Source organism: Acetivibrio ethanolgignens, assembly GCF_001461035.1.
Lineage (GTDB): Bacteria > Bacillota > Clostridia > Lachnospirales > Lachnospiraceae > Velocimicrobium > Velocimicrobium ethanolgignens.
This window is the reverse complement of the sequence record NZ_LNAM01000166.1, coordinates 1-25,061: the sequence shown is the minus strand read 5'-3', so window position 1 is coordinate 25,061 and position 25,061 is coordinate 1. Positions and strand designations below refer to the sequence as shown.

26 protein-coding genes, 4 tRNA genes, 1 pseudogene and 1 riboswitch are annotated in these 25,061 nt (G+C 41.4%); of the genes and pseudogenes, 1 reads left to right on the top strand and 30 read right to left on the bottom strand.

Translation table 11 applies throughout. The features are described 5' to 3' along the window. Positions 1 to 157: 157 nt before the first annotated feature. The 18 genes from ASU35_RS11745 to ASU35_RS11660 all read right to left on the bottom strand — a co-directional run bounded on the left by ASU35_RS11745 (position 158) and on the right by ASU35_RS11660 (position 15,659). A tRNA-Ser gene (locus ASU35_RS11745) sits at positions 158 to 246 on the bottom strand. Between the two features lie 70 nt (positions 247 to 316). Continuing rightward, positions 317 to 402 (bottom strand) — tRNA-Ser (locus ASU35_RS11740). A gap of 98 nt (positions 403 to 500) precedes the next feature. Beyond that, complete coding sequence (ispD, locus tag ASU35_RS11735) at positions 501 to 1,205, bottom strand: 2-C-methyl-D-erythritol 4-phosphate cytidylyltransferase (protein ID WP_058353199.1); 705 nt, start codon at positions 1,203 to 1,205, stop codon at positions 501 to 503. Between the two features lies 1 nt (position 1,206). Then, on the bottom strand, positions 1,207 to 2,229 hold the full coding sequence (tsaD, locus tag ASU35_RS11730; RefSeq protein ID WP_058353198.1) for a tRNA (adenosine(37)-N6)-threonylcarbamoyltransferase complex transferase subunit TsaD: 1,023 nt from the start codon (positions 2,227 to 2,229) through the stop codon (positions 1,207 to 1,209). A gap of 28 nt (positions 2,230 to 2,257) precedes the next feature. Continuing rightward, entirely contained in the window at positions 2,258 to 2,848 is a 591-nt protein-coding gene (locus ASU35_RS11725; RefSeq protein ID WP_058353197.1) for a DUF6715 family protein, read from the bottom strand. Positions 2,849 to 2,860: 12 nt separating this feature from the next. Continuing rightward, the gene (locus ASU35_RS11720; protein ID WP_058353196.1) at positions 2,861 to 3,775 is read right to left on the bottom strand and encodes a ribonuclease Z; all 915 of its coding nucleotides are present in this window, start codon (positions 3,773 to 3,775) and stop codon (positions 2,861 to 2,863) included. 34 nt (positions 3,776 to 3,809) lie between these two features. Beyond that, positions 3,810 to 4,016 carry a hypothetical protein gene (locus ASU35_RS11715; protein ID WP_242861275.1) on the bottom strand — a complete coding sequence of 69 codons (207 nt, stop codon included), beginning with the start codon at positions 4,014 to 4,016 and terminating at the stop codon, positions 3,810 to 3,812. An 82-nt stretch (positions 4,017 to 4,098) separates the two neighbouring features. Next, a complete protein-coding gene (gene rimI, locus ASU35_RS11710) occupies positions 4,099 to 4,530 on the bottom strand; it encodes a ribosomal protein S18-alanine N-acetyltransferase (RefSeq protein WP_058353194.1) in 432 nt (143 codons plus the stop codon). Positions 4,531 to 4,535: 5 nt separating this feature from the next. Then, positions 4,536 to 5,243 carry a tRNA (adenosine(37)-N6)-threonylcarbamoyltransferase complex dimerization subunit type 1 TsaB gene (gene tsaB / locus ASU35_RS11705; RefSeq protein ID WP_058353193.1) on the bottom strand — a complete coding sequence of 236 codons (708 nt, stop codon included), beginning with the start codon at positions 5,241 to 5,243 and terminating at the stop codon, positions 4,536 to 4,538. Then, positions 5,240 to 5,674, bottom strand: a complete 435-nt coding sequence (gene tsaE / locus ASU35_RS11700; protein WP_058353192.1) for a tRNA (adenosine(37)-N6)-threonylcarbamoyltransferase complex ATPase subunit type 1 TsaE — start codon at positions 5,672 to 5,674, stop codon at positions 5,240 to 5,242. The genes tsaB and tsaE overlap by 4 nt, the downstream gene beginning before the upstream one ends. Before the next feature lie 51 nt (positions 5,675 to 5,725). Continuing rightward, positions 5,726 to 6,232, bottom strand: a complete 507-nt coding sequence (locus ASU35_RS11695; protein WP_058353191.1) for a YcxB family protein — start codon at positions 6,230 to 6,232, stop codon at positions 5,726 to 5,728. 123 nt (positions 6,233 to 6,355) lie between these two features. After that, complete coding sequence (locus ASU35_RS11690; protein WP_058353190.1) at positions 6,356 to 6,982, bottom strand: ECF transporter S component; 627 nt, start codon at positions 6,980 to 6,982, stop codon at positions 6,356 to 6,358. A 152-nt stretch (positions 6,983 to 7,134) separates the two neighbouring features. Next, a riboswitch (FMN riboswitch) is annotated at positions 7,135 to 7,255 on the bottom strand. A gap of 53 nt (positions 7,256 to 7,308) precedes the next feature. Further along, positions 7,309 to 9,645: a Tex family protein gene (locus tag ASU35_RS11685; RefSeq protein ID WP_058353189.1), complete on the bottom strand. Its 2,337-nt coding sequence runs from the start codon at positions 9,643 to 9,645 to the stop codon at positions 7,309 to 7,311. 178 nt (positions 9,646 to 9,823) lie between these two features. Further along, complete coding sequence (gene hpf / locus ASU35_RS11680; protein WP_058353188.1) at positions 9,824 to 10,351, bottom strand: ribosome hibernation-promoting factor, HPF/YfiA family; 528 nt, start codon at positions 10,349 to 10,351, stop codon at positions 9,824 to 9,826. 588 nt (positions 10,352 to 10,939) lie between these two features. After that, positions 10,940 to 11,287: a hydrogenase maturation nickel metallochaperone HypA gene (locus tag ASU35_RS11675; protein WP_058353187.1), complete on the bottom strand. Its 348-nt coding sequence runs from the start codon at positions 11,285 to 11,287 to the stop codon at positions 10,940 to 10,942. Between the two features lie 3 nt (positions 11,288 to 11,290). Next, positions 11,291 to 14,032, bottom strand: a complete 2,742-nt coding sequence (locus tag ASU35_RS11670; protein WP_172794637.1) for an FAD-dependent oxidoreductase — start codon at positions 14,030 to 14,032, stop codon at positions 11,291 to 11,293. 11 nt (positions 14,033 to 14,043) lie between these two features. Continuing rightward, positions 14,044 to 14,712 carry a hydrogenase nickel incorporation protein HypB gene (gene hypB / locus ASU35_RS11665; protein WP_058353186.1) on the bottom strand — a complete coding sequence of 223 codons (669 nt, stop codon included), beginning with the start codon at positions 14,710 to 14,712 and terminating at the stop codon, positions 14,044 to 14,046. A gap of 20 nt (positions 14,713 to 14,732) precedes the next feature. Next, the gene (locus ASU35_RS11660) at positions 14,733 to 15,659 is read right to left on the bottom strand and encodes a DUF5692 family protein (RefSeq protein WP_058353185.1); all 927 of its coding nucleotides are present in this window, start codon (positions 15,657 to 15,659) and stop codon (positions 14,733 to 14,735) included. 165 nt (positions 15,660 to 15,824) lie between these two features. Between ASU35_RS11660 and ASU35_RS11655 the strand changes: the two genes are divergently transcribed. Continuing rightward, entirely contained in the window at positions 15,825 to 16,400 is a 576-nt protein-coding gene (locus tag ASU35_RS11655; RefSeq protein WP_058353184.1) for a TetR/AcrR family transcriptional regulator, read from the top strand. Between the two features lie 126 nt (positions 16,401 to 16,526). Here the strand turns inward: ASU35_RS11655 and ASU35_RS11650 are convergent, their stop codons facing one another. From ASU35_RS11650 to ASU35_RS11595, 12 genes and pseudogenes are all read right to left on the bottom strand, one after another. Then, on the bottom strand, positions 16,527 to 18,023 hold the full coding sequence (locus tag ASU35_RS11650; protein ID WP_058353200.1) for a sodium/proline symporter: 1,497 nt from the start codon (positions 18,021 to 18,023) through the stop codon (positions 16,527 to 16,529). A 150-nt stretch (positions 18,024 to 18,173) separates the two neighbouring features. Beyond that, positions 18,174 to 18,350, bottom strand: a pseudogene (locus ASU35_RS20760) (alanine:cation symporter family protein); the annotation flags it as partial. A 163-nt stretch (positions 18,351 to 18,513) separates the two neighbouring features. Further along, positions 18,514 to 18,597 (bottom strand) — tRNA-Leu (locus ASU35_RS11640). A gap of 25 nt (positions 18,598 to 18,622) precedes the next feature. Further along, a tRNA-Asn gene (locus ASU35_RS11635) sits at positions 18,623 to 18,694 on the bottom strand. 154 nt (positions 18,695 to 18,848) lie between these two features. Beyond that, positions 18,849 to 19,205, bottom strand: a complete 357-nt coding sequence (rplT, locus tag ASU35_RS11630) for a 50S ribosomal protein L20 (protein ID WP_058353182.1) — start codon at positions 19,203 to 19,205, stop codon at positions 18,849 to 18,851. A 27-nt stretch (positions 19,206 to 19,232) separates the two neighbouring features. Then, the gene (gene rpmI, locus ASU35_RS11625) at positions 19,233 to 19,430 is read right to left on the bottom strand and encodes a 50S ribosomal protein L35 (RefSeq protein ID WP_058353181.1); all 198 of its coding nucleotides are present in this window, start codon (positions 19,428 to 19,430) and stop codon (positions 19,233 to 19,235) included. Between the two features lie 45 nt (positions 19,431 to 19,475). Beyond that, positions 19,476 to 19,970, bottom strand: coding sequence for a translation initiation factor IF-3 (infC, locus tag ASU35_RS11620; RefSeq protein WP_058353180.1), 495 nt, complete (start codon positions 19,968 to 19,970; stop codon positions 19,476 to 19,478). Positions 19,971 to 20,266: 296 nt separating this feature from the next. Beyond that, entirely contained in the window at positions 20,267 to 21,709 is a 1,443-nt protein-coding gene (locus ASU35_RS11615; RefSeq protein WP_058353179.1) for a TrkH family potassium uptake protein, read from the bottom strand. 12 nt (positions 21,710 to 21,721) lie between these two features. Next, positions 21,722 to 23,083 (bottom strand): Trk system potassium transporter TrkA, encoded by a 1,362-nt coding sequence (gene trkA, locus ASU35_RS11610; RefSeq protein WP_058353178.1) that lies wholly within the window; start codon positions 23,081 to 23,083, stop codon positions 21,722 to 21,724. After that, a complete protein-coding gene (locus tag ASU35_RS11605; protein ID WP_058353177.1) occupies positions 23,080 to 23,856 on the bottom strand; it encodes a TrmH family RNA methyltransferase in 777 nt (258 codons plus the stop codon). Before ASU35_RS11605 ends, trkA begins: the two co-directional genes overlap by 4 nt. A 21-nt stretch (positions 23,857 to 23,877) precedes the next feature. Then, positions 23,878 to 24,534: a potassium channel family protein gene (locus ASU35_RS11600; RefSeq protein WP_058353176.1), complete on the bottom strand. Its 657-nt coding sequence runs from the start codon at positions 24,532 to 24,534 to the stop codon at positions 23,878 to 23,880. Between the two features lie 10 nt (positions 24,535 to 24,544). Then, positions 24,545 to 24,997, bottom strand: coding sequence for a potassium transporter TrkG (locus tag ASU35_RS11595; protein WP_278278074.1), 453 nt, complete (start codon positions 24,995 to 24,997; stop codon positions 24,545 to 24,547). Positions 24,998 to 25,061 lie beyond the last annotated feature (64 nt).

Sequence of the window (25,061 nt, the reverse complement as noted above, 5' to 3'; positions counted from 1 at the left end):
TCATTAGAATTTTCAGGGTTGTTTCACTGTTTAATTATCAAGGTTCTTTGTTGTCTGCCCTGCGGCGTCAACATTTAATATCTTATCACATCGCAACCGCTTTGTCAACAACTTTTTTGAATTTTTTTAATTTTTTATTCTTTTCAAAAAATTCAAACGGAGAAGGAGGGATTTGAACCCTCGCACCGCTATTAACGACCTGCACCCTTTCCAGGGGTGTCCCTTCAGCCTCTTGGGTACTTCTCCAAATAAGCCAATTCTTTTAATTGTATGAATTTTCTACAGCCCGGAAAGCCATCAAGCTTTTCCTTTCAAACGGAGAAGGTGGGATTCGAACCCACGGCCCCTTTCGGAGTCACCGGTTTTCAAGACCGGCTCCTTAAACCACTCGGACACCTCTCCAAACGCTGCTTGAACAGTATATCATTCTATCAAAAAAAAGTCAAGCCCTTTTCATAAATTTTTTCTTCATTTGAAACAATTTTATCTGCAAAAATATTTTATCGTAGAAATGCCTCTGCAATCCGAATGTCTTCTGGTGTTGTTATCTTAATATTCCTATAAGATGCTTCTACCAAATGAATCTGATGTCCTGTCATCTGCTCTACCACCATAGCATCATCTGTTACCTGGATTTTTTCTTTTTGGAATAGCTTTTGATATGCCTGATAAACCAATCTATAAGAAAACACCTGTGGTGTCTGTATCTGCCATACCAGCTCTCTTGCCGGTGTAGATACCACATTTTTCTCTTCATCTACAAGCTTTATCGTATCCTTTACTGGCATCCCTGCAACACAAGCTCCATATATCCGGGTTTCTTCCAGCAGTTTATGAATTAGCTCCGGCGTGAGGAAGGGTCTTGCTCCATCCTGAATAAATACATATCCATTGTCTGGCATTTCAGCTGCCTTCAAGGCTTTTAATCCCTCAAATACTGAATGATATCTTTCTCTGCCTCCTGCCACAATCTGTTTTACTTTTGAAAAATTGTATTTATGAACAATCTCCTGCTGGCAATATACTTCTTCCCCCGCCCCTGTCACCAGAATAATTTCATCAATCTCGCTGTTTTGAAAAGTCTGAAGTGAATAATACAAAACCGGCTTATCCTTTAATAAAAGATACTGCTTTGGTCGGTCCGTCTGCATCCTCTTTCCCTGCCCTGCAGCAAGAACAATCGCAGCCTTTCTTTCCTTTTCCATACTATCGTTCTCCAAGCTTCAAATTCGGCACTGCATTCAAATCCCACCCGTGCCGTGTTCCTTTCATATATTCATAATAACCAGCTACGCCAATCATCGCTCCATTGTCGGTACAAAAGATTGGGGATGGATAGCAAAGCCTCAATCCGTTTTCCTGACAAGCCTTTTCCATGCCCTCACGAAGGCCGGAATTAGAAGCTACACCACCAGCCAGAGCTACTGTGCTAAAGCCGAATTCCTTTGCTGCCGCTATCGTATGAGAAACTAAAACATCTACAACTGATGCCTGAAAAGATGCTGCTACGTCAGCCACACACACAGCTTCTTCTTTCATAGTACAGGAATTCAGATAGTTAAGCACCGCTGATTTCAACCCACTAAAGCTAAAATCATATTCCGAGTCGCCCACCTTAGCCCTTGGAAAAGTAATTGCTTTTGAATTTCCCTCCTTGGAAAGTTTATCAATCTTTGGGCCTCCTGGATAGCCAAGCCCAATCGCTCTCGCCACCTTATCAAAGGCTTCTCCGGCAGCATCATCCCTTGTTCTTCCAATAATTTCATATTCACCGTAATCCTTTACCACCACCAGATGCGTATGTCCTCCCGAAACAATCAAGCATAAAAATGGCGGTTCAAGCTCCTTATGTTCAATAAAATTTGCCGATACATGTCCTTCAATATGATGAACTCCCACCAATGGTTTCTTTGCTGCATAGGCAATTGCCTTAGCTGCTGCCACACCTACCAAAAGGGCACCAACCAGTCCTGGCCCATAAGTAACCGCAATCGCATCTATTTCCTCCAGAGTTACTTTTGCTTCCTCTAAAGCCTCCTCAACCACCTGATTTATTTTCTCTATATGCTTTCTGGAAGCAATTTCAGGAACAACACCGCCATACAGCTTATGAAGCTCTATCTGTGAAGAAATCACATTTGACAAAACCTCTCTTCCATTACGAACCACACTGGCAGCCGTCTCATCACAGGACGACTCTATTCCTAAAATTAATATATCCTTATCCATGTTATCCTCTCTTCTTTATTTATATGGATTATTCCAGGCCTTCACCGCTTATCTGTTCCCAACCCACGATTTTCCATCGCTCATTGGCATCTGCCTGTAAAAGAAAACGTTCATAGGTCTTTGCTGGCTGCTCTCCGGAAGCCTTTGTTGTAAACGAAACAACCACCTTAGCTACTTCACTTCCATTTAACTCGCCAAATTCAATCTGACTGGACTGCTGCACATTATAGCTCATGATTGTCTTGGACATTTTCTTATAATCCGCCACATCCATTTTTAACCGTTCCAGTTGCACTTCCCGTGGATTTTCCTCCAGAAGCTCTTCTGAATATAAAATTCGCACCTGGTCAAACAAAGCCTCAAACTGCTCGTCGCTCATTTTCTTTTCTTCGTTTCCATTATAAAGATACTTCGTCAGTTCTCCATATACTTTCATGACCTCCCGCGGCGTTGCCGGATAGTTCCCTTCCAGATTTCGGTGAATCAGCTTTTCCACCTTAGTTTTTGGTACCTGCTCTTCCTTTTTGCCGGTCATTTGAAAATACGCATAAATAATAGCTACTGCCAATATAGACATAAGCAGTACCGTATAAATTATCTTTTGTGTTGATTTTTTCATATAGTCCACCTTCTACTCATTTTTATCAAACTCCAATGTCACACTTCTCTGATCCCAGCCCAGCTCGGCCCGTTCAAAAATTTTTACCATATCCTTCAGATATTGCTCCGGGCGTACCAGTGACGGACTGTAATGGGTCAGCCACAGCTTCTGCACATTTGCCTTTTTTCCCAGCTCTGCCGCTTCATAAAAGGTCATATGTTTATATTCTCTTGCTTTCCCAGCCTTTTCTTTCTCTCCATACATACCCTCGCAGATAAATAAGTCTGCATCTTTGGCATGTTCAGCAATCGACTGGGTCGGTCTGGTGTCAGTGCAGTAGGTCAGCTTAATTCCTTTTCTCTCTGGCCCTAAAACCATATCCTGGGTATACAGTTTTCCTTCAAATTCCACCTCTTCTCCCTTCTGAAGCCGATTCCACAAGGCCCGTGGCACCTGATTTTCTGCCGCTTTTTCCACATCAAAGCGACCGGCTCTCGGCACTAAAATACTATATCCATAGCAGGTAACATTATGATTCACCCGAAATGCCTCTATAATATAGCCATTTACCTCTAGCAGCTTCGAAGGCCCGGAAAGCTCAACAAAACGAAGTTCAAAGGGAAGCTCCGGTGCAATTACCCGCAGTGCATTTACCACCTTTTCCAATCCCTTTGGTCCAATCATGGTAACTGGCTCTGTCCGGTCCGCATTTCCCATAGAAAGTAAAAGTCCCGGCAGACCGCTGATATGATCCCCGTGGTAATGGGTAAAGCATATCGTGTCTATCGGGTGAAAGCTCCAGCCCTTTTCCTTTATCGTTATCTGGGTTCCCTCACCGCAGTCAATTAAAAGACTGCTTCCATTAAGTCTTGTCATCAGAGAAGTCAGCCATCTGCCCGGCAGCGGCATCATACCTCCAGTTCCCAGCAAGCATACGTCTAACATCTATAAAGTCCTCCAAAATTCCCAAAAGCCCTTTTTAAACAGCCTCTGTCTGTTTTTTCTTTTTCACAGGCAACACAAAGCCCGCAATCCATTTATCATAACAGGACTCACAAAGGCAAATTTCATCTATCTGCAAATCCTTTCGGGAGAAATAGCCCCATTCTTTTTTCACCTGCAGACAATCTTCCTTCAAAATCCCATTTTCTATCTTCAGTTCTTTTCCACATTGATTGCACTTCATCCTTCTATCCTCCATGCCCATATTTTCTAATGGTAGAATAGCATGGTTTTACAGGAGTGCCTAGTGGTAATTGCTGTCACTCCTATAAAAGCCACATAATATTAGCATCCTCCCGCGGTTTTTCATAAAATCCCCGCCGAATCCCCGCCGAATGAAAGCCCAGCTTTTCATACAACCGAATAGCTGCCTCATTACTGGCACGTACCTCTAAAGTAAATGCATCCTGATTCTTTTCTCTTCCAAGCTCCAAAAGATAGCTTAGCATCCCATAGCCTACACCCTTCTTACGAAAGTCTTCCCGGACAGCCACATTATTAATCTGCCCTTCACTAGCTACCATCCAAAGTCCGCAGTATCCTGCAATTTCGCCATTTTCCTCAGCAACAATATAAATACGATTCGGATTACTGATAGAAGCCTCAAAATCTTCTCTGGTCCATGGCTGTGAAAATGTCTTATTTTCAATTTCACAAACCTGTTCCAAATCCTTTTTTTCCATTAAACGAAATTTCATAGCAATCAACCTCCTTTTTTTGCTGCCTCTCTCTCCCGCTCTGCCTGTGATTTTCTCAAATAGACAGGCTTATGCTCTGCCGGAGTCTCTATTTTTCCTTCTTTATACAAAGCTTCACCACGGACTGCTACCGCAGCTGCCCGCTGCATACAAAGGTGAGCAGGTGCAAACAGGACATCAACGCTGACCAGCTCCTGCACCTTTTCCCGGAATACCGGCACTCCATCACCTAAAAATACCACTGGTCTGCCCAGTTCATTTACCTTTTCGATAATTTCTTCAATACCAACAGCCTGCTGTTCTTCTAAAACGCAGAACCTTTCTCCTTCAAAGGTATATAATCCTGTATAAACCTGGTTTCTTCTGGCATCCATAATCGGGCAGATTACTCTGTCACTTCCATAAAAATTATACGCCAGTCCTTCTACTGTAGGTACTGAAACAATAGGCTTTTTCAAGGCCAAGCCCAGTCCCTTGGCTGTAGAAGCCCCAATTCGAAGTCCGGTAAAGGAGCCAGGTCCGGCTGCTACTGCAATTGCATCAATCTCAGAAAGCTCCGCCCCTGTCATCTTAACAATTTCATCAATCATTGGAAGCAGTGTCTGCGAATGTGTCTTTTTAAAATTCGTTGTATATTCTGCTGTCATCACTCCATCCAAAACCAAGGCAACCGTTGCCGTAAGCCCAGAGCTGTCAATTGCTAATATCTTCATTTATTTTCTCCCTCCACTATTATCCGCCGGTAATCAAAGCCCTGCTTCAAATCCTTTTCTATTTTAATCTTGCAGGCTGTTTCCGGTAAAATCTCCTCAATCAGATTCGCCCATTCGATCAGGCAGACACCCTCACCATAAAAATAGTCCTCATATCCGATTTCTTCCATTTCTTCTACATCACCAATCCGGTATACATCAAAATGGTAAAAGGGCAGCCTTCCCTCCTCATACTCCTGTACAATCGTAAAGGTCGGACTGCTTACCGGCTCTAAAATACCAAGCCCCGCTGCAAAGCCCTGGGTAAAAACCGTCTTACCTACTCCCAAATCGCCCTCCAGCAAAAATATATCTCCCGAAGAAGCCCTTTCCCCTAATTGTTTCCCCAAGGCAAAGGTATCCTCCGGCTTTCTGCTTTCTATTACTTGCATTTTCACTCATTTCCATTCTAAATTTAATTCTCTATCTTTTTTATCGGCTTCTTAGCTCAAATGGCACACTGCTTTATCTAAATGTCCCTGCATCATTTCCTTTAACTGGGCAAGCTGTTCCTTTTCCAGCTTTTCCTTTGGAATAATATTGGCATTTATCGAAGAAACATATACAAAAATCGAGTGCTTTGACTCTTTCACCCGGCGAATATCCTGCCACGGAAGGAGAGCTGTTTCTCCCTTTTGGCTTACATTCATACCCTTTTCATCAAATAAAAAATGTATCGGCTCCTGAAACATAGGATTCGCCTTAATCTGGGCAGAGGCTTTCAGCTTCATCTGTAAAGGCTGCACCACCGTAAACAAAAGTCCCAAAACTAAAAGTATCGTTAGCTGAAATACATCCCTTTTCCCTAATCCCATAAAAAAGAAAATCAAAGCTCCTATGCTGAGTACCAGACCAAACTTCCCGGAAAAGCTGCCATAAAAATGCTTCATCAAAAAGTCATACATATCCTTTGCGTCAATTATTATATCAAATTCTACCTGTTTTTCCATTCTAATTTCCCGCCTTTACTGTTATTAAAAAATTATAGCAGATTTGTCATAGTTAGTAAAGAAGCAAAAGAGCAGAAGGACTTAACTCTTCTGCTCTGCAAAATGGAGGTTATTATTCTTATTTTACACCAGACTCTTTCTAAACAGCTTATATACCAGATATCCCACAAAGGATACAAGCAACCCCTTTACAACATTAAATGGGGTAATTCCAAGAATAACAATTGTCGCAAGATCTTTAATCGCCGGCACAGTCGCTGCGACAGCCCCTACAACCACATCCATGCCACCAAACAAATTTGCATACAACGGAACTGTAATAAAGTAATTTACTACGACACCGGCTGTAACAAAGCCTGCAATACCAGCTGCAAAGCTTTCAAAAACCTTTGCCTTTCCCTTCAGACGCTGGAATAAAATACCAACTGGAATAACATAGCATGCACTGATTAAAAAGTTGGCTAGCTCGCCAATCCCGCCGGTTGTTGTAGCTGTAATCGCCTTGATAACATTTTTGATGAGCTCTACCACCACTCCGGCCACCGGCCCATACACCAGGGAAGCAATCACCGCCGGCACATCACTGAACTCCAGCTCCAGAAAGCCCAGATACTTAAAGGGCAGATGAATCAGCATCAGTACATAGGCAAGTGCTGAAAGCATCGCCAGTGTTACCAACTGCCTTGTGGTAAATAAACTGCTGTGTACAGCCTCTTTTTTTCCATTGGATTGTGTCATTGCGTTGTTCATTTTCATTCTCTCCTTTTTCTTTTTGGAAAGAAGTTCTTTGCGGACCGCTGTAGTGCAATTCTCCGCGAAAGGTTTTTATTTAGCAGAACCATCGTCCTGTCAAATAAAAAGCCCCGTATCAAAATAATACGGGGCAAAAAATACAACTACAGCGAATTCTTCTCACATCCAGACTTTACTGTCGGTATTGGAATTGCACCAATTCAGCCGCCACAAGGACGGGTCGCGGACTATACCGCCGGTCGGGAATTACACCCTGCCCCGAAGAACCTTTTCCTATTTATAAGTTGATTATACTACAAATAAAATAAAAATACAAGAAAAATTTACAGCTTCATCGTCAGCTGTATTCTTTTTTTCTGTAAATCTACACTCATTACCTTCACCTCTACGATATCGCCGACGCTGACCACATCCAAGGGATGCTTTACAAACTTCTTGTCAGACATCTGGGAGATGTGTACCAGACCATCCTGATGGACTCCGATATCCACAAAGGCACCAAAGTCAATTACATTACGGACTGTTCCCTTTAAAATCATGCCCTCCTTTAAATCCTTCATCTCCAGTACATCGGTACGAAGAATTGGCTTTGGCATCTCATCACGAGGGTCTCTTCCCGGCTTTTCCAGTTCCTTTACGATATCATCCAGAGTCATAACACCAATGCCCAGCTCATCAGCAAGCTTTTCTTTATTTTTAATCTTTCGTGCCAGACCACCTGGACGGTTTGCTTTATCCGCGGAAGCAGTATCGTTGGCATCAGTGGCAGAGGTATCCTTTAAGCCGCCACTTCCCATAGCCTGTAGCAGAGCCTGTCCAAACGCAGTATTTTTCTGCTTTACAACAATATTTTTCTCTTTTTTCTTTGGTTTTTCAGCCTTCTTTCCCTTACCCTTGTTCTTTGCCGCCTCCGCCTGGGCCTTTCTGACGTCTTCCATAGTAAGATCAAGGCAATCTAACAGCTTCTCAGCCGCCTCATAAGACTCCGGGTGCACACTGGTTGCATCCAGAGGATTGTCACCATCTGCAATCCGCAGGAATCCCGCACATTGTTCAAAAGCCTTTGGTCCAAGCTTTGCCACCTTAAGAAGCTGCTTTCTATTAAGGAAACGTCCATTTTCCTCACGGTAAGCCACAATATTTTTTGCAATCGGCTTGGAAATACCGGATACATACTCTAAAAGAGGCACAGATGCTGTATTCAAATCAACACCAACTCGGTTTACCGAATCCTCTACTACTGCAGAGAGAGCCTCACTCAGCTTCTTCTGGTTCATATCATGCTGATACTGGCCGACCCCGATAGACTTCGGGTCAATTTTAACCAGCTCTGCCAGCGGATCCTGAAGACGTCTTGCAATAGAAGCAGCACTTCTTTGTCCTACGTCAAAGTTCGGGAACTCCTCGGTAGCCAGCTTACTGGCAGAATATACAGAAGCACCGGCTTCATTTACAATAACATACTGTACCGGCTTGTTGATTTCTTTCAACATATCTACAATCACCATTTCTGACTCACGGGAAGCAGTTCCATTACCAACAGAAATCAGCTCTACACCATATTTATCAATCAGCTTCTTTACTACCTTTTTTGTCTCCTCCACCTTATTCTGTGGCTCTGTCGGATAAACCACGGTAGTATCTAACACCTTACCAGTGCCGTCTACAACTGCCAGCTTACAGCCGGTACGGAATGCCGGGTCCCAGCCCAGTACTACCTTACCAACAATCGGAGGCTGCATCAGAAGCTGCTCTAAATTTTTTCCAAATACCTTGATTGCTCCATCCTCTGCCTTTTCTGTCAAATCATTACGAATTTCCCGTTCAATCGCCGGGCCAATCAGACGCTTATAGCTGTCCGCTACTGTATCCTTAAGTAGCGGAGCCGTAAATTCATTTTCGTTTTTCAGCACCTGCTTCTCCAGATACCGTAAAATCCGCTCCTCCGGTGCATTTACCTTTACTACCAGCAGCTTTTCGTTTTCGCCACGGTTCAGGGCCAGTATACGATGGCCTGCTACCTTGCTGACAGCCTCCTCGTACTCATAATACATTTCGTATACAGACTGTGCCTTGGCATCCTTTGCAGTAGAAGAAATACTTCCCTCTTCCATCGTAATCTGGCGGATATAGCTTCTGTAGTCTGCATTGTCGGAAACTGCTTCAGCAATAATATCCAGCGCCCCGGCAATCGCTTCCTTTACATCCTTCACTTCCTTCTCTTCAGAAACATAGGCAGCGGCCTCTTCTTCCACAGGCTTGTCCGTTTCCTGTAAAAGAATAAAATCTGCCAGACCATTCAGTCCCTTTTCCTTAGCAATCGTCGCACGGGTTCGTCTTTTTGGACGGTATGGGCGGTATAAGTCCTCTACCACCACTTGGGTCGTTGCCGCCAGAATCTGTGCCTTCAGCTCCTCTGTCAATTTACCCTGTTCTTCAATACTTGCCAATACCTGGTTTTTCTTATCCTCCAGATTACGAAGATAGGTAAGCCGCTCACTTAAATTACGAAGCTGTTCATCATTTAACGCACCATGCTTCTCCTTACGATAACGGGCAATAAAAGGAATTGTATTCCCCTCATCAATCAACTGAACTACTGCCTCTACCTGCCACAGCTCAATATTCAACTCTTCCTTTAATTGTTTTAAAATATCCATCTTACACCTCTTTCTTTCTAAAATTCACTGTCTTCTATTTTACTTCATAAAGTAAGAATTGGCAAGCAGTAGAACTTCTCTATCACACAAAAAAAGCACCCCTTATGTTATAATATGTCCCTGCCTGCTTGACAGAGGCATATTATAACATAAGGGGTGCTTATATTTTATTCAGTGTTTAAAACTCCGGCTCAATCAAACCGTAGGTATTTCCCTTTCTCTTATACACTACGTTTACTTCATCTGTATCCGCATTACGGAATACATAGAAGCTATGTCCTAAAAGCTCCATCTGGATGCAGGCTTCTTCCGGATCCATCGGCTTCATAGCGAACTTTTTACTTCTGGTAATCTTAATCTCATCATCATCTGGTACACTTTCCTCGATGAAATTCTTGCTGAAGCTGACTGCAGACTGCTTCTGCTCTACCAGCTTATTTTTGTACTTTCTCAACTGACGTTCAATAATCTCCTCTACCAGGTCAATGGATACATACATATCGCTGCTTACCTGCTCCGCACGAACTATATTCCCCTTCATTGGAATCGTAATCTCGATTTTCTGTCTGTCTTTCTCCACACTTAAGGTTACATGGATTTCTGTATCAGGAGTAAAGTATCTTTCCAGCTTACCAATCTTATCATATATCGCTGTCTTTAATCCTTCTGTCACGTCGATGTTTTTGCCACTGATAATAAATTTCATAATGCTCAACTCCTTTGTTGTTTATACCTACATTATACCATATCTTTACAATTAATCAAGGACAAACATACAAATTCTTATGAATATTTTAAAAACGGCCTATAATTTTCTATTAATTTTAAAAAATATTAAATATTTTTTTATAATTTAAATTGTTATTTGAAAATTACTTTGTCAACCCTTACTCTTCCTTTTTTTTCGATTTATCACTTGATACAAAACGGGCATTCGAACTTGACACTGTTTTTTTCATTCACATTTTTTGTGGATAATGTGGATAACTTAGTGTATAACTCATTTTTGCCATAAAATTGGGCTCTTGAATTGTGGATAACTCTGTGATGTTTTTTGTCATATTTTGTAAATTTTTCTTATCTTCAAATTATCTTCTTCCATTTTTGTGCAAAATGTATAAGTTTCGCATTGTCAATCGTTAATTTTTACTTTAAGAATCATTTTTAATTATCGAATTTGCAATTTTATTTTTTTAATCGTCTGAATTGTATGACACCTTTATATCTACTCCTCCGGGTCAGAACCATACATTTGCAGGCCGAACTTTCCTATCGAACAAAAAAGAGGCTTGTTTTAGCAAGCCTCAATCTCTTTAATGGTAAATTCGTTTCCCTGTAACAGATACGTATTGATACTGCCACAATGTGGACAGGTTTTTCCGAATTCTACGGTTCTATAATTTTTTTCACAGTCCTCGCAAAATGTGATTGCAGGAATCCTTTCTACGATAAGCTCGGTATCCTTTAAGATTTCCGACTTCTTTTCCACAGACCACTTCCAGCACTTGCGTAGGTATTCTTCGATGACCGTAGATACCTCACCGATTTCCAAAGTGACCGATTTTACCTCCGTCAGTTGGTTTTCTGCGGCAAGACCCTCTACTGTCTTAATGACATGAAATACAACTCCAAGTTCATGCATGTTTTATTTGTCCTTTTTTGAAAACTTAATCTTGATTGCCTGTTTTGCACCATAAGAAAGAACGTATTTTAACTTATCTTCACTCTTTCTCATCACGCTACATTCAGGAAGATCTCTATGTAAATGAATTGCATCAAATTCACATTTCGTTGTACATATACCGCAACCGATACACTGATTTTCATCGACAATGGTTGCCCCACAACCTAAGCAACGATTTGTTTCTGTCTTGATCTGCTCCTCAGTGAGGACGGAAGCTGCAGAACGGAAGCTGTCGGTTCCGATACCTTCCTTCCTTGCCGGGCGCTGACGCTTTGAATTGTCATAGCTCTCAACAAGAATGTCTTCCTTATCAAACTCAACATAGTAGTGAGGATCACGACCGATGGTGAGTGATGAATGAGGCTGTACAAATCTATGGATAGAAATCGCACCTTCCTTACCAGCTGCAATTGCATCAATCGCAAACTTAGGACCTGAGTAAACATCTCCACCTACGAAGATATCCTTCACGCGAGTCTGGTAAGTTACCTTATCAGCAACTGGGTAATTTCCGTGCCAGAGTTCAACGTCTTCGCCATCAAGAAGGTTACCCCACTCGATTGTCTGTCCTGCAGAAAGAAGAACATTGCTACATGGAATTGTCATGGTATCCTTCTCATCATACTGAGGCTTAAAACGTCCCTCCGCATCCTTAACAGAAGTACACTTCTTAAATACAATTCCAGTAACCTTTCCGTTCTCGTTTAGGATTTCCTTAGGCCCCCAACCACCCTGTAATAAGATTCCTTCGCTCTCAGCGATTTCAATTTCTTCAGGAGATGCTGGCATAATGTCGCGAGTCTCAAGTGAGATCTGATGTACCTTTGGAGATCCGCAACGGATTGCAGAACGAGATACATCAATCGCAACATTACCGCCACCAATAACAACAGTGTCCCCTGTTAGCTTATAGTTTTCATCATCAGTTGTGATGTGAAGGAAATCAACACCAGTCATAACGCCTTCTGAATCTTCTCCAGGAACACCGATTCCACGGCCTGCCTGGCAACCAATTCCAATGTAGAATGCCTTATATCCCTGCTCACGAAGCTCAGAAATCTTGATATCCTTACCAACTTCAACGCCAGTCTTCATCTCAACGCCCATTTCACGTAAGATATCAATTTCAGCTTCTACGATATCCTTCTCTAATACGAAAGAAGGAATTCCGTATACAACCATACCACCGAGCTTTTTATTCTTCTCAAAGATGGTAGGCTTATAACCTTTCTCAGCAAGGTAGAATGCACATGAAATACCAGCCGGGCCTCCACCGATAATGGCGATCTTCTCGTCAAATTTGCCATTTAAGCTTGGAACAACCTTCTTAGGAATGTAGCGTGTTTCCGCATCCATATCCTTCATAGCAATAAACTTCTTGATTTCGTCGATTGCTACCGCCTCGTCAATAGTTCCACGAGTACACGCATCCTCACAACGGCGGTTACATACATAACCACAGATTGCAGGAAGTGGATTGTTCTTCTTAATCAAAGCTAATGCATCAGTGAAACGTCCCTGAGCAGCCATCTTGATATAACCCTGAACAGCAATGTGAGCAGGACAAGCGGTCTTACAGGGAGCAGTTCCTGTCTCGTGAGTGTTGATACGATTTACATCACGATAGTTCTCCGTCCACATTTCTGGTCCCCACTTCTTCTCAGAAGGAAGAACCATCTTAGGATAGGAAACCTCCGATCCATCTTTCTTGCAGAGCTTCTGTCCAAGAGTAACTGCACCAGCTGGGCAGTACTCAACACAACGACCACAAGCAACACACTTTTCCTTCTCAACATGTGCAACGTATGCAGAACGTGACATATTTGGTGTATTAAATAACTGTGAAGTACGAAGTGCATAGCATACATTTACGTTACAGTTACAAATAGCAAAAATCTTGTTTTCGCCGTCGATGTTTGTAATCTGATGAACGAAACCATTCTCTTCTGCCTGTTTAAAAATATCTAAGGCTTCTTCTCTGGTAATATAAACGCCGCCTTTTTCTGTCTCAACAACATAATCTGCCATATCACCAACCGCAATACACCATCCTTCCGGATCATCTGCACAGCCTTCATCAAAGGTCTTTCTGGAACGCCGACAGGAGCATGGGCTCTTTGCATATTTCCCATCATATTTATCTAACCAGTGAGAGATGTGTTCAACTGGAATAGAAGAGTTTTCCATTTCGATTGCTTTTTCTACCGGAATGACATGCAGACCGATTCCGGCTCCTCCGGGTGGTACCATCGGTGCAATCTTCGTAAGAGGAAGACGACTCATTTCTTCAAAGTAACGACCCAATTCCGGATGTTCTTCCAAAAGCCTTGCATTCATATTGGCAAACTCTGCACTGCCCGGCACAAACATAGGCAATACATACTGTTTCTCACGCCTTGGATTTTCGCGGTTATATTCCACGACACCGACACGGCACATATCTTCCATGATTTTTTCCATATGGTCTCTTTCCATACCGGTAAGTCTTACCATGTCATCCAATGTTCTTGGAACACGACGTTTCATTTTTAATGCCACTTCTGCCTGCTCATCGGTAAGCAGCATTGCCAGTCCCCAATATTCCGGATCCTCTTTTGTAATCTTTTGCATGCCAAGTACAATCGGCACGCGGTTTGTAACCATTCTGCCTAATTTTACAATGGGTTCACGCATTTCGCCAATGTTATTGCCCTTTTTTGCCATGACTTTCTCCTTTACTTTTGCCAATCCAAAACCTGTTCTTTTAACCAGAGCGTCCATTCTTCTACACCTTCACCTGTACGTGCAGAAATTGGAATGATTTTTGCGTTTGGATTACGTTTTAAAATATATTTTTTACAAGCTTCCATATCAAAATCAAAATACGGAAGTACGTCAATCTTATTAATCAAAACCACATCACAGATAGAAAACATAAGCGGATACTTAAGCGGCTTATCATCTCCCTCCGGTACGCTTAAAATCATCGCATTCTTTACTGCTCCCGTATCAAACTCTGCCGGGCAGACCAGATTACCTACATTTTCCAAAATGGCAAGTTCAATATCTCCGGTTTCTAAGCCTTCCAAGCCCTGCATGGTCATATCGGCATCTAAATGGCACATTCCGCCTGTGTGAAGCTGAATTGCTTTTACACCTAAATCAGAAATGGTTTTTGCATCCACATCAGAATCAATATCTGCTTCCATGACACCAATACGAATTTCATCTTTTAGCTTTTCAATTGTTCTTGTAAGCGTTGTTGTTTTTCCGGAACCTGGTGAAGACATTAAGTTTAAGAGAAATACTTTCTTTTCTTTTAAAGCTTTTCTGACTTCATCTGCTCTTTTATCATTATCCGCAAAGACACTCTGCTTTACCTCAAGGACTCTAAATTCTCCCATGTTGCTCCTCCTTTTTAGTTCTATGCCACCATTTTTTTATAGTGCTTTGTATCCGTGTAAAGTTCATCCTTAAGAGGATTCTTTTTCTTCTTTATAATAACAGACACCTGATAAATAAACAATCCTGCATTACTTACAAGGGCGAGCAGACTCACGATAAAAAATGCTGTTGGATTGTGTGTTGTTGGCACAGGTGCCACGCGATCCGCAAAGGCAGGTACTGTCATGATAAACATAATCCAGAGTGCAAGGGTATGTGCTCTGTGCTGTAACCAGCATCCTCTCTTAATAAAGAAGGATGGGATGGTACATGATAGCAATAATAACATACCGCAATAAACGGAATGATCAGAAATACAGTTATATGTATATGCAAAATTCCAAAGGTCATATGTTAAAATATAGATCCAGTCCATATCCGGCCACATCATATCTCTGGAATGATCCTTTGATACAAAAATGCCTGACCAGCCACAAATCAGCAATATATTGAAGATACCAGCGATACCATTCATGATATTCCACGGTCCTGAAATAGTCCAAAGGTTATCTACATAACCGCCCTCTGTAAGTCCCCATGAAAACACTTGAAAATCCCTTAAAACTGCTTCGCAAATATTTGCTGCCAGTATAATTGGTGGAAAATACTTTGCAAATTTACTATATTCAACCTTAGGAACGTAGCGGATTAACATAAAACCGATACATCCTGCAAGTGCAGAATAAGTTTTGACCCAGTTAAACCAGTTTCCTGTTCCATATTCATTTCCCGGTGCTGCTGTTGTCGGCCAAACAGCGATAGTCAAAAAAGCAGGAACTATAACAAATAGCAAAATCCCTCCCCACTTCTTGGTACGCCCAAGCTCGTTAAATGCAATTAGTGCCAATAAAACAAAGGCCATAAACCCCCATGTCTTAAAATCCGGTACACTATATAAGATCCCCATAAAAGCTCCTCCTATTTTCTTTTACATAAAATATTGCATCTATCCCATATTTCTTATATTATTAGAGTACTAACAAAGTTTAAAAAAAGCAATCGCCAGCTTTTACTATTCTGAGCATAAATGCTCAAAATCATCGAAAATGTGGTGTAACTTAGGAGGGATAATATGGAAATAACTACCAAAAGAAAAACGGACCGTCGCATTGAAAAAACAAAACAGAGTCTTCAAGCTGCTTTTGTTTCACTGATTCAGAAAAAAACATATGACTCTATTACCATCTCCGAGTTAACCGAAGTTGCAAATATTGACCGTCGTACCTTTTATCTGCACTATAGCTGCATCGATGATGTTGCAAAAGAAATGCAAGCCATCGCCCGTAATATGATTCTAACAAAAATGCAGGAATGTAATGATTGCCGAATTGGTACGTTTATTGACTGCATAACAGAGGTAATCGACAACAAACAGGACTTTTATAGAGTTATTTTTACTGAGCCAAGCTGTGCACACTTTATCAGCGATAGTGTAGATTCCCTCAAATACTGTATTCTTGAAATAAATAAAAACTCCTCCCTTGATCAAACAAGGAAGGAGTATTATGCCGAATTTATTGCCAATGGCATCATCGGAACTTATGCTTATTGGTTTAGGCAAGATAAGGCATCCGTGAGCTTAACGGCTCTTACCTCGCTTTTGAAAGAATCAATATCAATTTTCGACCCAAAATTCACATTTTTATGAGGTGATTTTTTCATCCGGAGGTGCTATAATCAGCTTCTCTTTTCTTAGCAGTTGCTTTTAATATTCAACTCCCAAAATCAGGTAGTATAACGGATTTTGGGTTAAGCAACTTAAAACCTTGATATCTTATTTACCAGCTACAACCTCTTCAAATTCCTTAACAATGTCTTCATCCGGTGCTTTTGTCGCAAGACCTACTATGACATTTACTGCAAGTGCCACAAGGAATGCAGGAAGCAGTTCATAAATATCCAGTGCTCCTCCCATCGGACGAACAAGATATTTCCATGCGAAAACAAATACACCACCTGCAAGTATCCCGCAAAGTGCACCGGTTTTGTTGCTTCTTTTCCAGAATAAAGCAAGAAGCATTACAGGACCAAAGGTTGCACCAAAGCCTGCCCATGCGAAACTTACAATCTGGAATACACTGCTTGCAGGATCCCATGCTATCATAACTGAAATCATGCTGATAACAATAACTGTAATTCTTGCGACAACAACCGATACCTTTGCATTCATCCTGATATGTAAAAAATCAGACAGGAAATTCTGGGAAATACTTGATGCAGCAACAAGCAGCTGGCTGTCTGAGGTAGACATTGTAGCTGCAAGAATACCGGCCAGAATTACACCTGCAATAACCGATGCAGCAATACCATGCGAACTTAACAGGTCTGCTATCTTTACAATAATTGTCTCACTGCCTGACCCCTTAAGATTAACAATCTTTCCTGTTTCTGATATCGCTAGTCCGACAACTCCGATAAAGATGGCAACTGTCATTGAAATTATTACCCATACAGTAGCGATTCGTCTTGATAATGTGAGTTTATTCTCTTCCTGGGCTGCCATAAATCTTAACAGGACATGTGGCATACCAAAGTATCCAAGTCCCCATGCCATTGTCGAAATAACAGTAATAAATCCATAAGATATACTGTTTCCAGTCGAAGCATCATGCATTGATGTTACAGATAAATAACCTGAAAGGCTCTTGGCATTGTCCATAACATTTGAGAATCCTCCTGCTGCTGAAATACCAAACACCATAACAGTAACTAAGGCAATCGTCATTACAATACTCTGGATAAAGTCTGTCTTTGATGCTGCAAGGAATCCTCCAAGGGCTGTATACAGTACAATGATTATTGCACAGATTATCATCGCAGCATGATAGTTGACACCGAACAGGCTGTTGAATAGCTTACCGCATGCTGCAAATCCACTGGCTGTATATGGTATGAAGAAAATAACTATAACCAATGCTGCAATGCATGTAAGAATATTCTTTTCATCTTTATATCTTTTTGCAAAGAAATCCGGAATTGTAATTGCATTAATTTTATGGCTGTATCTTCTGATTCGTTTGGATACTATAAGCCAGTTAACCCATGTACCCAGAGCAAGTCCTGCTGCTGTCCAAAATGCATCACAGATACCGCTTACATATGCAACACCAGGAAGTCCCATCAGAAGCCAGCTGCTCATATCACTTGCCTCAGCACTCATTGCTGTTACAAATGGTCCGAGTTTTCTTCCTCCCAGGTAAAAATCATCAACCGTACTTGTTTTCTTAGAAGCCTTGATTCCAACAATAACCATCATAATCAGATATGCCATAATTGTTGTCACAATTACTATTGTTCTCTTTTCCACTTAATTACCTCTTTCTATTATCGTATTTTACTGCCTTTGTTAAGAATCTCACTCTCAATTCTACTAAGCCTCCTGCATAACTTTTTTTGCAATCTCTTCCTGTATTGTTATTTTTTCACCAAACAGATACTCAAATGCTTTTGTACCATAATGGCTCCAGCCTAACACAGTAGAAAAAGCAAATAATGCAATTGATACTGCGATAAACTGTGCACCTATTGTACTAAAATTAATTGAGAATACTGTACTTACCATATTGGCTAGTTTGTCAATTTGTGTTCCTCTTTTCATAGGCATTGCAGCAGAAGGATAAATTCAGATAAAAAAATAAAACCGCCTAAGCGATTTTAGCACTCGCACAGATGCTACTCCTTTCCTGTGTATTATTTGATTGTCTTTTTGATTACTTTATCAATACCTTTTCTGAAAAGCTCTGTTTTCAATGTTTTTTTAATGCGGGAGATGGGACTTGAACCCACACGAGAATACACCCACAAGATCCTTAGTCTTGCCTGTCTGCCAATTCCAGCACTCCCGCATATCCTATGCCTTTGCATAAGAAACTCCCCGAGTTGGGCTCGAACCAACAACCCCACGGTTAACAGCCGTGTGCTCTACCATTGAGCTATCGAGGAATACGATAAATATTATAATGCCTTGCCCCTAAAAAGTCAAGAGTTTTTTTTAAAATTCTTCGATTTTTTTCAAAAACTTAGAAAATTAAAATATATAGGCTGCCTGCCATAAAGCAGACAGCCGTAATTTCTATTATTATCTATCAAAAGGAAATTAAGCTAATTTAGACTTAGCTATCTCTACTAATGCTGTAAAGCCAGCTGGATCGTTAATAGCCATCTCAGATAACATCTTTCTATTTACCTGAACATCAGCTAACTTTAAGCCATACATCAGCTTGCTGTAGGATAAACCGTTCATTCTTGCTGCTGCATTGATACGGGCAATCCATAACTGTCTGAACTGTCTCTTTCTCTGCTTTCTACCAGAAAAAGACTCTGTTAAACCTCTCATAACAGACTGCTTTGCTACTCTGTACTGCTTGGAACGAGCTCCTCTGTATCCCTTTGCTAACTTTAATACTCTATTGTGTTTCTTCTTAGCGTTTAAGCCGCCTTTAATTCTTGCCATTGTTTTTTCCTCCTTAAATACTGCGAATTATAAGTATGGTAATACTCTCTTCATTACCTTTGCGTTTGTAGAATCTGTAATCGTTGCTTTTCTTAAATTTCTCTTTCTCTTAGCAGTCTTCTTGGTTAAAATATGGCTTTTATATGCTTTGTTTCTTTTTAACTTTCCTGTTCCTGTTGTTTTGAAACGCTTTGCTGCTGCTCTTTTCGTTTTTAATTTTGGCATTTTTATTTCCTCCTTATCATATATCTCAAATGGTATTGATTTATGTTAACGTTTTTCTCCTAAAAACATTATCATACTTCTTCCCTCCATCTTGGCAGGCTTTTCAATCACAGCAATGTCCTCTACCTTTGCATAGAAGTCATCCAGAATCTGCTTGCTCATACCAACATGGGCCATCTCGCGACCACGGAACCGAAGTGCTACCTTAACCTTATCGCCCTTGCTTAAGAACTTTCTCGCCTGATTTGCTTTGGTATTCAGGTCATTTACATCGATATTCGGTGATAAACGAATCTCTTTTACATCAGTTACCTTCTGCTTCTTCTTCGCTTCTTTTTCCTTACGGGCAAGCTCATAACGATACTTTCCGTAATCAATGATCTTACATACCGGCGGTTTTGCCGTTGGAGCAATCTTTACCAGGTCAAGCTCTGCTTCTCTTGCCATCTTCATAGCATCCTTAGCAGACATGATACCTAGCTGCTCTCCATTCTCTCCAATCAAACGAATCTCTTTGTCTCTGATTTGTTCGTTAATCATTAACTCGCTAATAGTAGTGCACCTCCATTTGTTCGTGGTTACCTTGGTTTCCTGCGGAGCGTTTATTCCATAGAATAAAAAACGTGGATAACAAAGTTATCCACGCATTAAGTCGAATTTTACAAACAGCCCCTGCTGCTATTCTCTTAATATAAACCCGAGTCATCTAAAATGCTAAGGTGAGAGTGGATACTCTGCTTTGTTTTCTGCTCACAGCTTATTTAGTATATCACTTGTTCCACTGTGTGTCAATACTTTTTTACTTTTTTCCAGCAGCTTTTATATTTATTTCATTTTTATGCCTTTTTCCAGGTCGCCCGCTGGAACAGCACCAATAACGGGAAAATTTCCAAACGTCCCGCCAGCATACAAAAGCTCAACACCAGCTTGCTGAAATCAGAAAAAATAGAAAAGTTCCCCATTGGACCAACAAAACCGATACCTGGTCCAATATTACTTACTGTTGCCAAAACTGCAGTAAAGCTTGTCTCAATATCAAAATTATCCAGAGACACCAAAAGAGCTGCTCCACCAATCAACGCAAAGTAAAAGAAACAGAAAATACCAATGTTCATAACAGCTTCATTACCCATGGTTTTTCCTTCTGTTTTAAGCGTAATGACAGAACGTGGATGTACCACCTGCTTTGCCGAACGAATCAGAGCCTTCACCATAACCACCAGACGAATCTGCTTAAGGCCACCGGCAGTAGAGCCAGCACAGCTTCCTACGAACATCAGTGCCAGAAGAAGCATCTTGCTGAAGGTTGGCCACAGGTTAAAATCTGCTGTCGCATATCCGGTAGTTGAAATAATCGTAGCTACCTGGAACAGAGCGTAACGAAAAGCAGATAAAATGCCATCTGTCAGGCCCCGGATATCCAGAGTAATTAAAAGAATTGCTCCTGCCACACAAATTAAAAATGCCCGCAGCTCTTCATTTTTACGGATATCTTTCCATTTCCCCGTCAGCATCATAAAGTAAATCGAAAAGTTAATACCAAAGGCAATCATTGCCACAGACAAAATAACATCAATCGCAGCACTGTCATAATAAGCTACACTTAAATTTTTACAGCTAAAGCCGCCCGTACCAGCTGCTCCTACTGCATGAATGATGGAGTCATATAACGGCATACCTGCTAATAGAAGAGCAACTACCACAATTCCCGTCATTACAGCGTAGATGCTGTATAAAATCCGAGCCGTATCCTTTATTTTAGGCACCAGCTTGGATGGAGACGGTCCAGGAGACTCTGCACGCATCAGCTGCTGGGTCTGTCCACTCATAGATGGTAAAAGAATCAGTGTAAATACCAATACTCCCATACCACCGAACCAATGTGTCAGGCTCCGCCAGAAAAGGATACTTTTGGGAAGAACCTCCACATCCGTAAGAATTGTGGAACCAGTGGTAGTAAAACCGGAAACACTTTCAAAAAAAGCATCTACATAGCTTGGAATCGCACCACTTAAATATGCCGGCAGAGCACCAAAAACAGAAATCAGTATCCAGCAAAAGGATACAATCAGCATACCGTCTCTGGCTGACAGCTTATTTTTCCTAATATGTACTCTTGACATCAAAAGACCAGTAGCAAAGGTAATACCGATGCTTGCTAAAAAAACCAGTGTCTCATCCTCTTTATAAATCAGTGAAACCAGTAGAGCCGGTACCATAAATGCTGACTCTACCATTAAAATTTTACCTATTAAATGTACAATTAATCGATTATTCATTCCTTCCTCCGACTAATCTGCAACTATAGCATCCAGACTGAGAATAAGCGTATCATCCTTGGTAACAACCAAAACCTTATCTCCCTCCTGTATCTGTTCGTTTCCATGAGGTACAATAATATTAGAACCATGCTGAATACAAGCAATCAATACTTCCTTTTTAAGCTTCAATTCACGCAGGGGAAGATTTAAAACCTTTGCTGTATCGTTAGCAATAAAGCTGATGATTTCTGCCTTGCCATCCACGATTTTATATAGGGATTCTACAATGCCGCCTTCCGAATTCTGCATACCACGGACATAACCGATAATATAGCTTGCTGTCACCAGCTTTGGACTCACAACACTATCCAGTCCCAGCTTATTAATGATGGATGGAAGATTCACACGGGTTGTCATGGCAATTACCTTATCTACTCCCCGCTCTACCGCATACATAGCAGTAATCAGATTTTCCTCATCACGACCGGTCATTGTAATGAAAGCATCCACATCCTCAACATTTTCTGCCTCCAAAACCTCTCTGTCCGTACCATCGCCTTCAATAATCATGGCATGCGGCAAATCCTCAGAAAGCTTCTGACATTTCTTATTTGAAATCTCAATAATCTTTACACTGATATTCAGCCGTTCAATAATTTTGGTTAGATAATAAGCAGTTCTTCCGCCACCGGCAATCATTACAGAGTCCACCTTCTGAAGATAGCGATTCATCCTGCGGAACATCTCGCCCAGACTCCTGATCTGTCCCATAACAAATAACTTGTCACCCTCCTGGAACTCAAAATCGCCTCCCGGAATATAAACCTCCTGACGGCGTTCTACGGCTAGTACCAGGGTATTTTCCGGCCACTTACTGCCCAGCTGGAACAGCTTTAAGCCATCTAGCATATCTCCCTTCTGGACACGAAATTCAACCATACGGACACGACCGCCAAAAAATGGTTCGATATTCATTGCACTTGGAAATTGTAAAATATTAGCAATTTCCAGAGCTGCTGCATATTCAGGATTAATAACAACATCAATACCTACATTCTGCTGTAAATCAGAAAATTCCTCATAATATTCCGGGTCACGGATGCGGGCAACTGTCCGTATATCACATATTTTCTTTGCCATCAGACAGCATACCATATTCATTTCATCCCGTGAGGTTACTGCAATCAGGATATCTGCTGTTTCAATACCAGCTTCTAAAAGCACACTCTTTCTTGCACCATTTCCTTTAATGCACATAACATCCAGGGTATCATCTGCTTTTTTCAAGGCTTCTTCATTATTATCAATAATGGTGATATTGTGGTCTTCTTTTGCCAGATGTTCGGCAATCGTATAACCAACCTTACCGTCTCCGATAATTATAATATTCATTTCCTTCCTCTCCTCTGCCGGTAAATTTCATACATAAACACAGCAGCTGCAATCGCTGCATTTAAGGATTCCACCTGACCCTCCATTGGAATACGAACAAGCCGGTCTGCCAGTGCAGCACTTTCTTCCGTTAATCCCTTTGCTTCATTTCCTATTAAGATGCCTGTTTTTTGTCCGTAGGACTCTTCATCGTAATTATGCTCCCCCCTAAGGTGTGCCGCATACAAAATAATTTCCTTTTTCTTTAACAGCTCCAGGGTAGTACCGAAATCATCTACATAAATAAAGGGTACCCGGTAAATCGAACCCATAGTAGAGCGGATTACCTTAGGATTAAAAATATCTACGGATTCCCGGCTTAAAATCACACCGGTAACACCTGCTCCCTCTGCTGTTCTTATGATTGTTCCCAAATTCCCCGGATCACGCAGATTTTCCAGTAAAAGAAGCTGTACACGTTCTCCGGAAGTAAGCTCCTCTAAGGAATACTCCGGCATCCTTACCAGTCCCAGAATTCCCTGAGGTGTCATGGTTTCCGACATACCCTTAAATATATTATCTGCCACGATTTCATATTCGCAGCTTCCCAGCTCTTTCACTCCATAGGTATTATAATAGCTCTCCGACAAATACGCCTTTTGAAGCTTGTCTCCTGCCTCCAGAACCATTTTTCTTCCCTCCACGGGAAAAACACCGGTTTCCTGCCGGTGTTTGGATTTTTTCTGTAACCTTTCAATTTCCTTTATCTGTCCGTTTGCAGCACTGGTTATCATCTGTGCCTTCCCTCCATATGCCTATTCATGTACATTAAGCTTGCTTAACACATCATTCTTTCCAATTACTACCAGGATGTCCTCCTGTCTCAAGGTTTCCTTCGGATCCGGATTGATATTAAAGGCTTCATTCCTCTTCATTCCAATTACATTGATTCCATAGGTACTCCGAAGCCCCAATTCAACAAGGTTCTTTCCAACCCAGTCTTCATGTACACCAATTTCCATCATACTGTAGGTACTTGACAGCTCTACTGCATCAAAAAAGTTGCCATGCACCAGTTTATTTGCAATACGGATGCCGGTTTCTTTTTCCGGGAATACTACCATATCGGCTCCCACCTTTTTTAGTACCTTTGCCTGAGTCTCTGTCTGTACCTTAGCAAGTACATAAGGAATCCCCAGCTCTTTTACTAAAATAGTTGCCAAAACACTGGCTTCCAGATTCTCACCAATCGCGATAATGGCTCCGTCAAAGTTTTTCAGTCCAAGGCTTCCCAGTGTCTCTGCATCCGTCACATTCGCACGCACCGCATAGGTTACACGATCAGCGATATCGTGTATCTTTTCTTCATTGTCATCTACTACCAGCACCTCACAGCCACAATCTGCCAATGCCAGTGCTACGCTTTTTCCAAATCGTCCAAGACCAAATACAACAAATTCTTTTCTCTTCATACACTACTCCTTATCCCACCAGGATACTGCCCTCCGGCAGAGTTCTGTGCTGTCCCTTCTTCTTACTCCGGTTAAAGAACAGGGCCATGGTAATCGGTCCAATTCTTCCAATATACATTGTCACAATCAAAATCAGCTTACCTGCTACGCTTAAATCGGCTGTTAGTCCCTTAGACAGACCGACGGTAGCCAGCGCCGAGGTACATTCATAAAAAATATCCATAAAGCTTCCAGCTTCTGCTATGGACAGGCAGATAACTGAGGCTTCTAATACAGCCATACTAATCAGTACAACCGCCATACCCTTTTTTACAAGATTGCTCGGTATCTTTCTATGGAAGGCTTCTGTATCTTCTCTTCCTTTTATAACAGAAATAACTGCTACCACCATCATGGCAACTGTCGTGGTTTTTACACCACCAGCTGTACCAGACGGTGAACCTCCGACAAACATCAGAAGAATACAGATAAAGTCCAGCTAATAAATGTCAATAGGAAAATGAAAAAAATTTGATTTCATTTTTGAA